This is a genomic window from Clostridium sp. AM34-11AC (assembly GCF_003435375.1).
In the GTDB taxonomy this organism is placed as follows: domain Bacteria; phylum Bacillota; class Clostridia; order Lachnospirales; family Lachnospiraceae; genus Pilosibacter; species Pilosibacter fragilis.
The window spans coordinates 615,927-630,806 of sequence record NZ_QWGL01000001.1; the positions used below are offsets into that span (position 1 = coordinate 615,927).

Consider the following 14,880-nt stretch of genomic DNA (forward strand, 5'->3'; position numbering starts at 1 on the left):
GCTTAACTTCACCGGTCATACTCGTTCTTAAAATATTTTCACCCCGAAAACTTCCGGGCCTTTTTGTATACAGGATTCCTCTCTATGTCACCTCATTCAGCCAGGCTACTGCCGCTTTGATCCCGTCCTCGCTGAACTCAAATTCCTGATACGTCTTTTTTTCATCTTCCGTCACAGAAAAAATAAACGGCCCCGGCCAGGTGATCGCCTGGATCTTATCCGGCTCGCCTTCCTCTCCGCTGATCTTCCGGATCATAAAATTCGTTCCCTTTTCACTTCCGGTAAATGTTGTCTTCTTTAAATATGGAATGGAGATCATTCCTGTCAGCTCGATCATAACAACCTCTTTTCTTCTTTTCCATTGCAAATTGTTAAAGTGTTCGCTATACTTACACCATAAACCACCGTACAGGAATCATTATACACCATTCCTGTCCACGAAGCATCAGGAGTATCTCATGTTAGCTGTATTTTTATCTCCGGTCTACCTGTTATTTCAGGCATACATTCTTTTATGGCTCTACGCCTGGGCGGATTCCTGCTCCCCGGCGCTTCATTCACTGTTTTTCAGGATCCCTGTCACAGTCCTCTATCTGTTTTTTGCCGTCAGCCCGCTGACCGGATTTCTGATCACAAAAGAACCACTTCACCATTTTCTCCGGGTGATCAGCAACTACTGGCTCGGCACTCTGGAATATATCCTGCTTTTTATCATCACCTTCGACGTGATCCGCCGTGTCACCGGCCATTCCTTCTTTATGAAATACCGGTACCCGGCCATGCTGCATACCATGCCGAAAAATCTCGTGATCTTTGGCGGCTTTGCCATTGGCCTGATCCTTATGGTCAGCATTTACGGTGTCCTGCATGCAAGACGGGTCTATGTGCGGCAGGATCCGGTCGTCATCGAAAAGAGTTCTTCTCTTCCGGGACTTAAGATCGCCCTGATCGCGGATCTTCACCTTGGATACAACTCCACGAAGTCCCATGTAAGAAAGATCGTAGACACCATTAACTCCCAAAATGTCGATCTCGTCTGCATTGCCGGAGATCTCTTCGACAATGATTACAACGCGATCAAGGACCCGGATGAGGTGGCTGACATTCTATCCGATATCAAGAGCCGGTACGGCACATACGCCTGCTGGGGCAACCATGACGTAAGCGAGAAGATCCTCGCCGGATTCACATTTCCACAGAAGGAAACGATCGTCCGGGACGGGCGGTTTACGGAATTTCTGCACCACGCCGGTATCACGATGCTGGAGGACGAGACCGTCTGCATCAATAATGCATTCTATCTTGTCGGCCGCCGGGATAAGGATATGGCAAAAAAAGAACAGCTCCCGCGGAAAACCTTTGCTGAGATCACCGAACCTCTCGATCCCTCACTTCCCATCATCGTCATGGATCACCAGCCGGGAGAATTGTCAGAAGCCTCCGATGCCGGTGTCGATCTGGACCTCTCCGGCCACACCCATGACGGTCAGATGTTTCCGGCAAACCTTGTGGTCCATTTTCTCTGGGAAAACGCCTGCGGAGTCCTGAAAAAGGGGGCTATGACGTCTATTGTCACCTCCGGCGCCGGTGTCTGGGGACCGGCGATGCGGGTCGGGACTAACAATGAAGTCGTGATCGCAAATGTGTCGTTTGATCCAGCCACAGACCAATAAGCTGTTGTTCCGATAAGTTGTTCCTATAAATAGTATAAACGAGAAAAACGGAGGTCTTATATGAAAGAATTTGTCAAGTCCATCACAAGCCCCTATGAAAAAGAACTGATTGAAACACGCCGTTACCTGCATCGACACCCGGAGCTTTCCTTTCAGGAGACAGGCACTGCCGATTACATCCGCAGCACCCTGAATGCCCTGGGCGTCCCACTGATGGAAGGGATCTCCGGAACCAGCACGGTCGCTGTCATAAAAGGCGAAAAAACCGGTCCATGCATCGCGTTCCGCGCGGACATCGACGCGCTCCCGGTGGAGGAAGAAAATGATCTCCCGTTTAAGTCCGAGGTTCCCGGCGTTATGCATGCCTGTGGACACGATATCCATACCGCAGTCCTTTTAACCTTCGCAAAGGTCCTCACAGCCCATCCGGAGCTTGTCCGTGGAACTGTGAAGCTGATCTTTCAGGCAGCCGAGGAAAAGCTCCCGGGAGGCGCTAAGGCGCTCTGCGAGGAAGGTGTCATGAAGGATGTCGATCTCATCTATGGTTTCCACTGTGCTTCCGCGTTTCCGCTCGGCACCATCGCCGTGACTCCCCGGGCGTATTCCGCAGCGATCGGTATTTATGAAGTGAAGATCCATGGAAAGGGCGGTCATGGCGGTTATCCGCAAAATGCCCTGAACCCGGTCCCCGTGGCCTGCATGGTCGGATCTGCTTTAAACCAGATCCTGGCTGAGAAAAAGAATCCGCTGGAAGGCGGTGTTCTTACGGTTTCCTATATAAATGGCGGCCAGTATCCGAATATCATCACAGACACTGTGACTCTCGGCGGCAATGTCCGCACTTTAAACAATGAGCTGATCGACAAAGTCTTTGACTCCATCCACGCCATCAGCAGGGGGATCTGCGCCGGATTCGGCCTCACCTGCGATGTGACCACGACTCTGGGCTATCCGGCAGCCATCAACGTGCCGGAGGAGATTGAAACGGTCCGCAGCGTCACAAGAGACCTCGGATATACCGTCTACGAGCGCCCGGATGCCCTTGGCGGCGAGGATTTTGCTTACTATCTTCTTGAGAAGCCGGGTGCCTACTTCCAGATCGGAATGGCCGATCCCGAACGTCCAGTTACCTCTTCCCCGCACCATAACTGCCATTTCCAGTTAGATGAGCGCGGAATTTCAGAGGCGCTTGAGATGGAGCTTGGGCTGTACCTGCGCGTGACAGGGCAGATGTAACCGTATAGTAAAAGCGGCTGTCATATCGGCAAAGCTTTGCCGGGCAGCCGCTCTTTTTCGCTCTTTTTTACAAATCCTTCGCTCCAACAAGTCCGTAGGCCGACTCCGCGCTCCTCACAGCCCTCAAGATTGCCTCCGCCATAATCTGGGCACCGAGGGTTCCGACCATATCCTGATCTGCCTTCACATCGCCCACAGACAGTGCGTAAATACTGTCTCCGTCGGAAGAGGTATGTACAGGACGGATCGCCCGCGCATAGCCGTCGTGAGCCATCCCGGCGATCTTGCAGAGGCTGCTCTTCGGGAATGCCGCATTCGTGATCACGGCGCCGATAGTCGTATTCTCCGTCGCGCCGGTAAACTTGTTCTTGATCACTTCATAGCTCTTATAAACAGCTTCTTCTGTGTCCGCAAATGTCTTCCTGTCCGCATTTAAAAGACCGGCAACCTTCTTTCCGTTCTTCCAGTCATAGATATCGCCTCTCGCATTCACCGCAACGATTGCGCCGACCTTCAGATCTCCGATCTGCACCGCATAGCTTCCGATCCCGCCCTTCATGCAGAGAGTTTTGTCTCCCAGCTTTCCGACGGACGCACCGGTTCCCGCACCAAAGTTTCCATCCTTATAATTATCCTTCTCTGCACCCTCGCACGCCGCGTATCCCATTGCCTTATCCGGTCTCGTCTTAAAATCCCCGACCATAAGATCAAACAGACAGGACTCGCAGACAAGCGGTACTTTCGTGATTCCCACATCAAATCCGATCCCACGTTCTTCCAGATACTCCATAACGCCCCCAGCCGCGTCCAGGCCGAACGCACTGCCGCCGCTGAGCAATACTGCCTGGATCACGTCAGCCGCTGCCATAGGCTTTAAGAGCTCCGATTCCCTTGACGCAGGACCGCCTCCGCGTACATCCAGGCCTGCTGCAGCACCCCGCTCGCAGATAATAACCGTACATCCGGTTCCCGCTTCCTTATTTTCCGCACTGCCGATCCTGATATTTTCGATCTCTGTGATCTTGATTTCTTTCATAACTATTTACCCCGGTTTTTTCTTTTGGACTCATTATAACATAACACCTGTACTATGGAACTTTCTTTTGATGTGTTTTTGAATTTTTCGAATAGTTTTTGATATGTATCGCAGAAATAGATTTTTAGGCAACAAAAAAGTCCCAACCCCGCAGCTCTCAGTCTGCAAAATCGGAACCTCTTTTCGTGCACCTTCAGGGATTCGAACCCTGGACAAATAGATTAAGAGTCTACTGCTCTACCAGCTGAGCTAAAGGTGCTTGGTTTGTTGTTTTTCTTTGCTTTGTTTGCCTCATCCGTGGCACGTTTTGTATTATAGGATAAACCAGTAAAAAAGTCAACACTTTTTTTGAAATTTTTTTATTTTTTTTGTTTTTCAAAAAACAGCTACAAATAGAGCTATTAAAAAGCCAGCAAACATGCGGGTTTGCCGGCTTTTTCGTCCTTGTTTCTTACAACATCTCTTTGATCGCATTTTCCAGAACTTCTTTATCCTGAAGTCCAACGCTCTTGGAAAAAACTTCTCCGTTCTTAAAAAGAATGATCGTCGGGATGGACATAACTCCGTAGCGGGCAGCAATATCGCTGTTCTCGTCTACGTCGAGTTTGCCGATCTTTACTTTTCCGTCATACTCCTCTGCGAGTTCTTCGATCACCGGAGCCATCATACGGCACGGGCCGCACCATGTCGCAAAGAAATCCACAACTACCGGGATCTCTGAGCCCAGAACATCTGCATCAAAATTTGCGCTTGTAAATACTGCTTCCATATTATTTTCTCCTTCCATAATATCCTGTTGCATTCAAAGCTTTTCCGCCGCATTCGCTTATCGCTCCGGCGGTCACAGAAAGCCTCTCTGCCACGCTTATTTTTTCTTTCTGCCACAGACAACATCATTTGCCTCGTCAAAGCATTTCCTGATCCGGATAATTTTCCGATTCAATTCCATCTTGTCGCAGGTTGCCTGTGAGAGCCACCGCTTTACACATGCCCACATACTCATCCGGCACACGGCCTTTCCGTCATTTCATGTCTATTATATGCAGATATTTATGACTTATCACGGCGGGCGGTCAGCTTACAGATCGGCTTGCCCTCCGCGGAGAACTTCGTCTCGTACTCTGTCATAACATTTCCCTCGGCCATATCGCTGTGGTGAAGATCAAATGTATGGGATGTCACCTGCCAGCCTGCCTCCGGAATGGATTCTAAAGAATAGCGGAACAGGTCCTGATTGTCGGTCTTAAACTCGATAATTCCGTCCGGCTGTAAAATCTTATCATACACGGCAAGGAAACGGTCTGATGTCAGGCGGCGCTTCGCATGGCGGTCCTTCGGCCACGGATCCGAGAAATTTAAGTAGATCCGCTCCACCTCATTATCCGCGAACACCTCCGTAAGCTCTAAGGCATCGATCCTCATAAAATAAATATTAGAAAGCTCCAGCTCCGCGCGCTTCTGAAGTCCGCGAAGCAGAACGCTGGAGTAACGCTCGATTCCCACGTAATTGATATCCGGGTTCATCTGGGCAAGCTCCATGATGAATTTTCCTTTTCCCATTCCGACCTCAATGCGGATCGGATTATCGTTTCCAAAAAATTCATGCCACCTTCCCTTCAGTGACTGCGGATCCTGGACCACATATGGGCTCTCAGCAATCTCTTCTTCCGCGCCTTTGATATGGCGTAATCTCATAATGTATTTCCTCCTGATATTGCTTGTGTCTCATTTTATCATTGAAAGCCTTATTTTGCAAGGTAACAGTGACGCGCAGAATTTTTCTTTCAATATATCTTTTGGAAACAGAAAATTCTTAAATTGTCCAAAAATTTTTCGTGCAATTTTCCCACTGTTCCAGTATAATAAAGATAATGGCTGACAAAATCGCTCTTTTCGTGTCTGTGATCGTTTCATCAGGCGCACAGCATTACATAGAAGAAAACGGCATCTGTGAGTATCCGGCACCTTCACCGGCACCGGATTTTCACCTTCACGCGCCGTTAAAATACATAAAACGGAGGGATTTATATGGCAAGAAACGACATTCCTAACGGATGGGATAAGATCCGTCAGAATGTTCAGGAGACCGAGCGTCTCATGGGACAAAAACAATACAACCAGTCCATGATCAAAGCAAAACAGACCGTGGAATACATGGTTAAGCTCCAATGTGAACAGGCGGGGATCATGGAAGGCTCCATGGACTCTATGATCCACGAGCTCTACAACAACGGCTGGATCTCAAAATCCACCGCCGAGCACTACTTACAGATCTACGACATCGGCACAAAAGCCGCAAAAAACGGCGATAACGGTGCCTACAATGCAAACCAGGCCTACCACGTGCTGTCCCAGGAGATCTACTCCTTTGCAGACAACGGGAAAGCCCCCCGCGGAAGACGCCCGGCCGGTAGCCGTCCCCAGCAGTCCAGAAACCGCAGCGCCGGTTCCCGGCAGTCCGGAAGCGGCATGCAGCCAGCTGATCTTTTAAAATTTGTGGTTCCGATCGTCCTCGTGATCATCCTGATCGTCCTGATCCGTGTCCTCACGCCGAAGAAACCGGCTACAGAGGAGACCTCCGCACCAGTGATCACAACGGAAACAGCAGAGACCACAGCCCCGGAGACTGAACCGGAGAGCACAGCTTCCGGCTCCTCCTACAAGACAACAACGACCTTGAACGTCCGCAAAGAACCGTCCACCGACGCGGACCGCATCGGAAAACTGGACCCGGGCGCATCCGTTGAATATCTCCGCGACCACGACGATACCTGGGCCGTCATCAAGTACAACGGACAGGAAGCCTATGTCGCGAAGGAATTTCTAACAGCGGAGTAATAACTTATTGGAATATCAAATTCAAAAAAGCTCTAAAGCCAATATTTAGGGCGGGATTCCGATGGATCCCGCCCTATTGCTGACTTCAGAGTTCTTTTTTCATTTATACTACATTCTTACACCGTCACATCTCCCATCCCCGACGGGTCTTTCTCAAAATACTTACAGAAATAATTCACAAACTCATCCACCACCGGCTTATTTCCTGCCTGCTCAAACACCGTGACCACCAGGTCACGCCTGCAGTTCGGGTAACGGATCGGGATCAGGACAACACCATGCCCCGGCTTTCCACCCCAGGCTTTTTCCGGCCAGAAGCCGATTCCAAGCCCTGCCGCGATCAGGTTGCGCACCGACTCCGGACTGTTGCTCTCAAACACCGCCTGAGGGCGGATCCCCGCTCTCCGGCAGAAATCATCGCAGATCCCGCGGAGCTGCCAGCCGTTTCCGAGACGGATGAAATTTTCTTCCTTCACTTCCCGCAGATCGACGGTCTTATGTTTCGCAAACTTTGAATCCGGCGGTACTGCCAGAAAAATCTCCTCCCTCAGATATTCCCGTCTTACCACGCCATCCGGAAGTTCCTGCGGATGCGGAGGCGTCACAGATATAGCGATCCTTGATTCGATATGGATATCACAGCTCTCCGTCATCTCAAGCTGGGATACCTGAAACTGGACATCCGGTTTCAGGGCCCGATAGGAAATAATACTGTTCGTAATGAGGTTCGACGCGGACAGGAAATTTAAATAGATCGTGCGCTCCGATGAATAAACCGACTCCCAGAGCTCATCCTTTAGATTATCGATGGATTCCAGAATCGGGATCAGGCGTTTTTTCAGGAGTTCCCCCTGTTCGTTGAGCTCGATCCGGTGATTTTTCCGGTCAAAAAGGCTTACGCCGAGCTCCGTCTCCAGACGCTTGATGGACTGGGACAATGCCGGCTGGGCGATATGCAGATCTTCTGCCGCTTTTGTCAGATTTTCATACCGCGCTGCCGCCAAAAAATACCGAAACTGCTGGATTTCCATATCATTCCCCCTTTTTCTTTCGCGCCTTAACGATCATGTTAATTTTGTGCTAATTTTTTGTTCATTTATAGCATTTTCCGATTATTATAACATTCATGTTATAACAGCATAATTATTATATATTTGAAATTCCTGATTTTCAAGCTATATTATGATGTTATCGGGGTCAGACACCCAGGAAAACCTGACTTGAATTTTACCGCATAAAATTCCCGGGTATCTGGCCCCATCCCCCCGGATGAGGGAAAATCCTTCTCAGAAAGGAGACAAATCAATGAACAATATCATCAATCAGCTCTCCCAGATCGAAGAAAAGACTGTCGCGATCTTAGACGGCGCTGCCGACAAGAAAAAAAATCTTGCAGCAGAATATGAGGCAAAGACGAAACAGTTTGACGAGGAGCTGAATCATGAAACCGAACTGGAGATCCAGTCCATGCGCCAGAAAATGGAGGCAGAAGCCGCCGCGGAGCTTGACAGGCAGAAAACCGCCGCCGGTGACCAGATCGCCCGCCTGGAACAGCATTACGAAGAAAAGCATTCCTGGTATGTGGACTCCCTCTTCCGTTCTATGACCGAGGTGTGATCTATGGGAAGTCTCATCACTTACAGTGCGATCGCTGCCAAGCTTGCCGCGATGCGCGGGCATTTCCTCACGGATGATGAGTTCTCGGTCCTCGCGGGAATGGAGAATGTACCGGCTGCCGTCGAATACCTGAAAAGTTCTCCCGCCTACAGGGACGTTTTTTCCGGTGTCGAAAATGAGGAACTCCACAGAAGTAAGATCGAAGAGCTTTTGTGGCACTCCCTCTATGGTGATTTCTCAAGGCTGTTCCGATTCGCAAACGGAACCCAGAGAAAATTTCTGGATCTCTACTTTCTCCATTTCGAGATCGATGTCATGAAACGGTGTCTGAGGGACGCGGTTTCCGGAAAACGCTCAGATCTGAACTTTAAGAGCTTTGAGCCCTTCTTCCGAAAGCACTCCCACCTGGATTTCACCGCCCTGACTGATTCAAAAGATCTGGACGAATATCTGGACAGCATTCAGAACACCCCTTATTATGGCCCGTTAAAGGACTTAAGGGATCAGGGCATCACTTCCCTGTCTGAGTTCGAATCTGCTCTGGACATCCTGTACTTCATCCGTTTCTGGAAAACTTTAAAAGACCAGCTTTCAAAAGACGACCGGGAGGCCATCGCCGACTGTGCCGGTGAAAAGATCGATCTTTTAAATATTGAATGGCTCGCAAGAGCGAAACGCCACTACAAATTATCTGCCGATGCCATTATGGAGCTTCTGATCCCCGTATGGCACCGTTTAAAAAAGTCTCAGGCAAGAGAGCTTGCCGAAGCACCGTCTATAGAGGAATTTGACCGGATCCTAAAGGGGACCCGCTACGGAAACCGGATCTTTCGGGCATCCGGCGAACAGCAGGAGAATCCGGAACTGCATTCCCTGTTCCGGGCGCTTCTGGATGCTGTGTACAGCAAATCCGGACGGAATGATCCATATTCCGCGGCTGCGTTAAACAGCTACTTCTATTTTAAGGAAGAAGAGATCAGAAAAATCATCACCACCGTTGAGGGGATCCGTTACAGCCTTGGCAGTTCAGAAATTCTCACCTGCCTGGCAGAAAGTTAGAAAAGGGGGTATGCTTTGTGATCGAAAAAATGAAATTCGTCAGCATCTCCGGGCCAAAGAACGATCTGGACCGAATGGTCAACCAGTATCTCTCCCACTATGAGATCCAGCTGGAAAACGCGCTGACCGAATTAAGATCCGCATCAAAATTAGAACCATATCCCGGAACCAATCCATACCGGGAACCGCTTCAGAAAGCGCAGAAACTTCTCGCTTCCTGTCCCGGCGCAAAACAGCAGGAGATTTCCACCGGAACAATGCCCGTGGAGAACGCCATCACACTTGTAAATGACATGGATACGGAGCTCGCCGCCTCCGATGAGGAGCGGGAGTCCTTAAAGGCAAAAGAAAAAGAAGTCTCTTCCCTGTTGGAGCAGGTACGCCTCTACGTGGAACTGGACTTCGATATTCCGGCAATTCTGAAGCTGAAGCACATCAAATACCGGTTCGGACGTATCAGAAAGGAAAGCTTCCCGCAGCTTCAGGCATTCGCCGACCGCTCGGATGAGACGATCCTGTTCAAATGCCACGAATCAGACCACTATATTTCTTTGCTCTACTTCACACCGGATATCACCTCCGACCGGATCGACACCGTCTTCTCGTCCCTGCAGTTCGAGAGGATCTATCTCCCGGATGAGTACGCCGGAACCCCGAAGACCGAGGTCGAACGTCTGGAAAACGAGCTTGCAAATCTGAAAGCAAAGGAACAGGCCCTGGACGCAAAAGATTCCGGGTACCTGCTGACGAGACAGACCAGTCTCCAGGATGCCAGCCAGGTGCTGAAATCCTATGAAGCAAACTTCAATGTGAGAAAGTATGCGGCATGCACCCATGATAAGGATCATCCGTTCTACATTCTCTGCGGCTGGATGACAAAAGAGGACGCGGAAGCTCTCCACAGGGATCTCGCAAAAGACGCAGACACCTTCTTCGTCTTAGAGGACAGCAAAGAGCACGTGACCAGCATTCCGCCCACCAAGTTAAAAAACATTCCGCTGCTGCGGCCGTTTGAGATGTTCGTAAAGATGTACGGACTTCCGTCCTACGACGAGTTTGATCCGACGCTTCTGATCGCCATCACCTACTCCATCTTCTTCGGCTTCATGTTCGGAGATGCCGGACAGGGACTTGTCCTTCTGATCGGCGGTTTCCTGCTCTATAAGTTCAAAAAGATCGATCTGGCAGCCATCATCTCCTGCTGCGGATTCTTCTCGACGATCTTCGGATGCCTCTTCGGAAGCGTCTTCGGATTTGAAGATGTGATTCCGGCGCTGTGGTTAAAGCCGACCGAAGCCATGACGGATCTTCCGTTTGTGGGTCGTCTGAACACCGTGTTCGTCGTTGCCATTGCTCTCGGCATGGGAGTCATCCTCTTTACGATGATCTTAAACATGATCACGAGCTTTAAGAACCATGACACCGAAAAGACTTGGTTCGATACAAACGGTCTCGCAGGCTTCGTCTTTTATTTCAGTCTTGCAGCCACCATCGTGATGTTCATGAGCGGACATACACTTCCGGCGGCAGCGGTCCTGATCATCATGTTCGTCCTGCCGCTTCTCGTGATGTTCTTTAAGGAACCGCTCACAGCAGTTCTGGAAAAGAAATCTGAGAAGATCTCCGGTGGCGTGGGAATGTTCATCACACAGGGATTTTTCGAGCTGTTTGAAGTACTCTTAAGCTACTTCTCCAACACGCTTTCCTTCGTCCGTGTGGGTGCATTCGCCGTCAGCCATGCAGCCATGATGCAGGTTGTTTTAATGCTCGCAGGCGCAGAAACCGGAGCACCGTCCATACCGGTCATTGTTCTCGGAAACCTGTTCGTGTGCGGCATGGAGGGCCTGATCGTCGGGATCCAGGTACTCCGTCTCGAGTACTACGAGCTGTTCAGCCGGTTCTATAAAGGAAGCGGCCGGGAATTTAAACCGTTCTACGAGAAATAAGAATAAATGGTAACTGTTCAGTAGGTCTGCGCACTTGCTGCGCTGACCGTAATAAAACATAGGCTGGAAGGCAAAAATCCCATCAGCGAAGCTGATCCGGAATGGATTTTTGCGTGTAACTATGAAGGCACTGAATCGTTACAATAAATGGTAAAATACAGATTTTAGGAGGTCATCGTCATGACAATCGCAGTAAAACTTCTTTTAACCGTTGCACTTATCTTCAGCATTGCTGTCCCCTTCGGAGCTTTCGCCGCAGGTGAAAAGACAAAAGGACGCTATAAAACAGCCCTCGCAGCCAACACCGTAATGTTCTTCGGAACCATGCTCTTCGCCGTCTGCGTACTCTTTGGCGGCACTGCATTCGCAGCCGAGTCCACAGCTGCAGCCGGCGGCATCTCCACCGGTATGGGCTACATCGCAGCTGCTCTTTCCACCGGACTTTCCTGTATCGGCGGCGGCGTTGCCGTTTCCGCGGCAGCATCCGCAGCACTTGGCGCTATCAGTGAGGATTCCTCCATTCTTGGTAAATCTCTTATCTTCGTAGGTCTTGCCGAAGGTGTCTGCCTGTACGGACTTATCATCTCCTTCATGATCATCGGTAAACTTTAATGCCTGACAACATGGCTGAACTATTACCAGGAATGGAGACCGGCTATGAGAATGTATTTGATCAGCGATAATACCGACACGCTGACCGGCATGCGGCTGGCGGGCGTGGACGGTGTGATCGCAAATGAAAAAGGAACGCTGGAAAAGGCGTTGAACGAAGTGTTAAAAGACAAAAATATCGGGATCATCCTGCTCACCGAAGCTCTCGGAAAGAAGTATCCGGAGCTGGTTAAGACGGTACGCACAGAACATAAAAAGCCGCTTCTCATCGAAATCCCGGACCGCCACGGAACAGGACGGCGGCCCGATTTCATCACGGCATATGTAAATGACGCGATCGGACTAAAGTTATAGTATGCACACAGCGGTTCCGTCCGCAGGCGACAGCGATCCGGAACCGCTGCAGATCGATATTGGAATCAAGGAGGTGGCTGCTTTGACAACCGAAGAAAAATTACAGCATTTTGAAGACATCTGCACAGGCGACGCATTAAAGAAATACGAGCAGGCAGTCTCTGATTATACCGCTTATGAGGAAAAGATCCTGAATGAGCATAAAGAAAACGCCAGAAAGCAGGCAGCATTGCAGATCGCTGCCGAAAAAGAGCGGATCGCACGGGAGACCAACAAAAACCTGTCCTTAGGCCAGATCGAGATCCGCCGTTCCTATAGCAGAAAAGATGAGGAACTCCGCGGGAAAGTCTTCTCCGAGCTTCGCGACAGACTGGCGCGGTTCATGGAGACCCCGAAATATGATGCACTCTTAGAGGCGCAGATCAAAAAAGAAAAAGCATTTGCAGGATCCAGTGAGATCCACATCTATATCGACCCGTCCGACAAGGAAAAGCAGAATCTTTTATCCTTAAGGACCGACTGTGACATCCGCGTCAGCCAGTACCCGTTTCTCGGCGGCACGCGGGCCGTCATCGCCTCGAAAAATATCCTGATCGATAACTCCTTTGAGACGAAGCTCAAAGAAGCTGAACAGGACTTCCAGTTCTCACTGTAACTGTGCAATACGTTCCCGTGGTCAGCGCGGTACACGCGCAGACCTGCCGGACAGTTACTTTTTATAACATTTTTGGAGGAAATCAACATGGCTGCAAAAGGCACAATTTACGGGATCAACGGCCCGATTGTCTATATTGCCGGTGATTCCGGTTTTCAGATGAATGAGATGGTCTACGTCGGAGAGGCAAACCTCGTCGGCGAGGTCATCGGACTGACCTCCGAACGTACAACGATCGAGGTCTATGAGGAGACCACAGGTCTGAAGCCCGGAGAGCCGGTCACAGGAACAGGAGCTCCTGTCTCCGTCACACTTGCCCCCGGCATTATCACAAATATTTTTGATGGAATCGAACGTCCGTTAGCCGCTATCAAGAAATCCAGCGGCTATTATATTGACCGCGGTGTTCATGTAACATCCCTTGATACAGAAAAGAAATGGCAGACCCACATGACTGTAAAGCGCGGTGATCATGTCTACGGCGGCACCATCATCGCGGAGGTTCCTGAGACGAGAGCCATCACCCATAAAGTCATGATCCCACCGGATCTGGAGGGCGATGTCCTCTCCGTTGTCTCCGACGGTGAATATACGATCAATGATACACTGATCACGCTTATGACAAAGGAAGGAACAGAAAAAGCCATCACCATGACACAGAAGTGGCCGATCCGTATCCCGCGTCCGACCGTAAAGCGTTATCCGGCATCCAAACCGCTGATCACAGGACAGCGTATCCTTGACACCCTGTTCCCGCTCGCAAAGGGCGGCACAGCAGCGATCCCGGGCGGATTCGGTACCGGAAAGACCATGACCCAGCACCAGATCGCCAAGTGGTCCGATGCCGATATCATCATCTACATCGGCTGCGGCGAGCGTGGCAACGAGATGACACAGGTTCTGGAGGAATTCAGCGAGCTGATCGACCCGAAGAGCGGAAATCCACTGATGGAGCGGACTACTCTGATCGCCAATACCTCCAACATGCCGGTTGCCGCCCGTGAGGCGAGTCTTTACTCCGGACTGACACTGGCAGAATACTACCGCGACATGGGCTACAACGTAGCGATCATGGCGGACTCCACCTCCCGTTGGGCTGAGGCGCTCCGCGAGCTCTCCGGCCGTCTGGAGGAAATGCCGGCCGAGGAAGGTTTCCCGGCTTATCTGGCATCCCGCCTGTCCCAGTTCTATGAGCGTGCCGGAATGGTCCAGAACTTAAACGGAACGGAAGGTTCCGTATCCATCATCGGAGCCGTATCCCCGCAGGGCGGCGATTTCTCCGAGCCGGTCACACAGAATACCAAGCGTTTCGTCCGCTGCTTCTGGGGACTTGATAAGAATCTCGCCTACGCGAGACACTTCCCGGCGATCCAGTGGCTGACCAGTTACTCAGAATACCTCACGGATCTTTCTTCCTGGTACTCTGAGCATGTGGATAAAAATTTTGTCAATTACCGTAACCAGCTCGTCACGATCCTGAATCAGGAAAGCAGCCTGATGGAGATCGTAAAACTGATCGGATCCGATGTTCTCCCTGATGACCAGAAGCTCGTCCTCGAGATCGCCAAGGTCATCCGTCTCGGTTTCCTTCAACAGAACGCGTTCCACAAAGAAGATACCTGCGTTCCGCTGAAAAAGCAGTTCAAGATGATGGAGATCATCCTTTATCTCTATAAAAAATCCCGTGCCCTCGTTGCCATGGGCATGCCGGTATCCGTCCTCAAAGAAGAAAAGATCTTTGAGAAGATCATTGCCATCAAATATGACGTCCCGAATGACCGTCTCGACATGTTTGACGACTATAAGAAGCAGATCGATGACTTCTACAATTCCGTCATCGAGCGCAACGCATAA

15 protein-coding genes and 1 tRNA gene are annotated in these 14,880 nt (G+C 50.4%); 10 read left to right on the forward strand and 6 right to left on the reverse strand.

Annotation, left to right across the window (positions count from 1 at the left end):
* Positions 1 to 82 precede the first annotated feature (82 nt).
* Positions 83 to 337, reverse strand: a complete 255-nt coding sequence (locus DW826_RS02805) for a hypothetical protein (RefSeq protein ID WP_117503604.1) — start codon at positions 335 to 337, stop codon at positions 83 to 85.
* Positions 338 to 458: 121 nt separating this feature from the next.
* Between DW826_RS02805 and DW826_RS02810 the strand changes: the two genes are divergently transcribed.
* A complete protein-coding gene (locus DW826_RS02810) occupies positions 459 to 1,673 on the forward strand; it encodes a metallophosphoesterase (protein ID WP_158553035.1) in 1,215 nt (404 codons plus the stop codon).
* A gap of 60 nt (positions 1,674 to 1,733) precedes the next feature.
* Positions 1,734 to 2,909, forward strand: coding sequence for an amidohydrolase (locus tag DW826_RS02815; protein ID WP_117551962.1), 1,176 nt, complete (start codon positions 1,734 to 1,736; stop codon positions 2,907 to 2,909).
* A 67-nt stretch (positions 2,910 to 2,976) separates the two neighbouring features.
* Here the strand turns inward: DW826_RS02815 and DW826_RS02820 are convergent, their stop codons facing one another.
* From DW826_RS02820 to trmB, 4 genes are all read right to left on the reverse strand, one after another.
* Positions 2,977 to 3,945, reverse strand: a complete 969-nt coding sequence (locus tag DW826_RS02820) for a P1 family peptidase (RefSeq protein ID WP_117551963.1) — start codon at positions 3,943 to 3,945, stop codon at positions 2,977 to 2,979.
* A 186-nt stretch (positions 3,946 to 4,131) separates the two neighbouring features.
* A tRNA-Lys gene (locus DW826_RS02825) sits at positions 4,132 to 4,204 on the reverse strand.
* 192 nt (positions 4,205 to 4,396) lie between these two features.
* Positions 4,397 to 4,714, reverse strand: coding sequence for a thioredoxin (gene trxA, locus DW826_RS02830; RefSeq protein WP_117551964.1), 318 nt, complete (start codon positions 4,712 to 4,714; stop codon positions 4,397 to 4,399).
* Positions 4,715 to 4,995: 281 nt separating this feature from the next.
* Positions 4,996 to 5,640, reverse strand: coding sequence for a tRNA (guanosine(46)-N7)-methyltransferase TrmB (trmB, locus tag DW826_RS02835; protein WP_117470993.1), 645 nt, complete (start codon positions 5,638 to 5,640; stop codon positions 4,996 to 4,998).
* Positions 5,641 to 5,973: 333 nt separating this feature from the next.
* On the opposite strand from trmB, the gene DW826_RS02840 reads away from it, so the two are divergent.
* On the forward strand, positions 5,974 to 6,783 hold the full coding sequence (locus DW826_RS02840) for an SH3 domain-containing protein (RefSeq protein WP_015552858.1): 810 nt from the start codon (positions 5,974 to 5,976) through the stop codon (positions 6,781 to 6,783).
* A 116-nt stretch (positions 6,784 to 6,899) separates the two neighbouring features.
* On the opposite strand, the gene DW826_RS02845 is transcribed toward DW826_RS02840, so the two are convergent.
* Positions 6,900 to 7,814, reverse strand: a complete 915-nt coding sequence (locus DW826_RS02845) for a LysR family transcriptional regulator (protein ID WP_117551965.1) — start codon at positions 7,812 to 7,814, stop codon at positions 6,900 to 6,902.
* 274 nt (positions 7,815 to 8,088) lie between these two features.
* On the opposite strand from DW826_RS02845, the gene DW826_RS02850 reads away from it, so the two are divergent.
* The 7 genes from DW826_RS02850 (at position 8,089) to DW826_RS02880 (ending at position 14,880) form a co-directional block, all read left to right on the forward strand.
* Positions 8,089 to 8,400, forward strand: a complete 312-nt coding sequence (locus tag DW826_RS02850) for a hypothetical protein (protein WP_117551966.1) — start codon at positions 8,089 to 8,091, stop codon at positions 8,398 to 8,400.
* A gap of 3 nt (positions 8,401 to 8,403) precedes the next feature.
* Positions 8,404 to 9,459 (forward strand): V-type ATPase subunit, encoded by a 1,056-nt coding sequence (locus DW826_RS02855; RefSeq protein WP_117551967.1) that lies wholly within the window; start codon positions 8,404 to 8,406, stop codon positions 9,457 to 9,459.
* Between the two features lie 17 nt (positions 9,460 to 9,476).
* Positions 9,477 to 11,405 carry a V-type ATPase 116kDa subunit family protein gene (locus DW826_RS02860; protein WP_117551968.1) on the forward strand — a complete coding sequence of 643 codons (1,929 nt, stop codon included), beginning with the start codon at positions 9,477 to 9,479 and terminating at the stop codon, positions 11,403 to 11,405.
* A gap of 180 nt (positions 11,406 to 11,585) precedes the next feature.
* Positions 11,586 to 12,017, forward strand: a complete 432-nt coding sequence (locus DW826_RS02865) for an ATP synthase subunit C (protein ID WP_015552854.1) — start codon at positions 11,586 to 11,588, stop codon at positions 12,015 to 12,017.
* Between the two features lie 45 nt (positions 12,018 to 12,062).
* Positions 12,063 to 12,371: a V-type ATP synthase subunit F gene (locus DW826_RS02870; protein WP_117470998.1), complete on the forward strand. Its 309-nt coding sequence runs from the start codon at positions 12,063 to 12,065 to the stop codon at positions 12,369 to 12,371.
* A 73-nt stretch (positions 12,372 to 12,444) separates the two neighbouring features.
* The gene (locus DW826_RS02875) at positions 12,445 to 13,026 is read left to right on the forward strand and encodes a V-type ATP synthase subunit E (protein WP_347472270.1); all 582 of its coding nucleotides are present in this window, start codon (positions 12,445 to 12,447) and stop codon (positions 13,024 to 13,026) included.
* Positions 13,027 to 13,113: 87 nt separating this feature from the next.
* Positions 13,114 to 14,880, forward strand: a complete 1,767-nt coding sequence (locus DW826_RS02880; RefSeq protein WP_117551969.1) for a V-type ATP synthase subunit A — start codon at positions 13,114 to 13,116, stop codon at positions 14,878 to 14,880.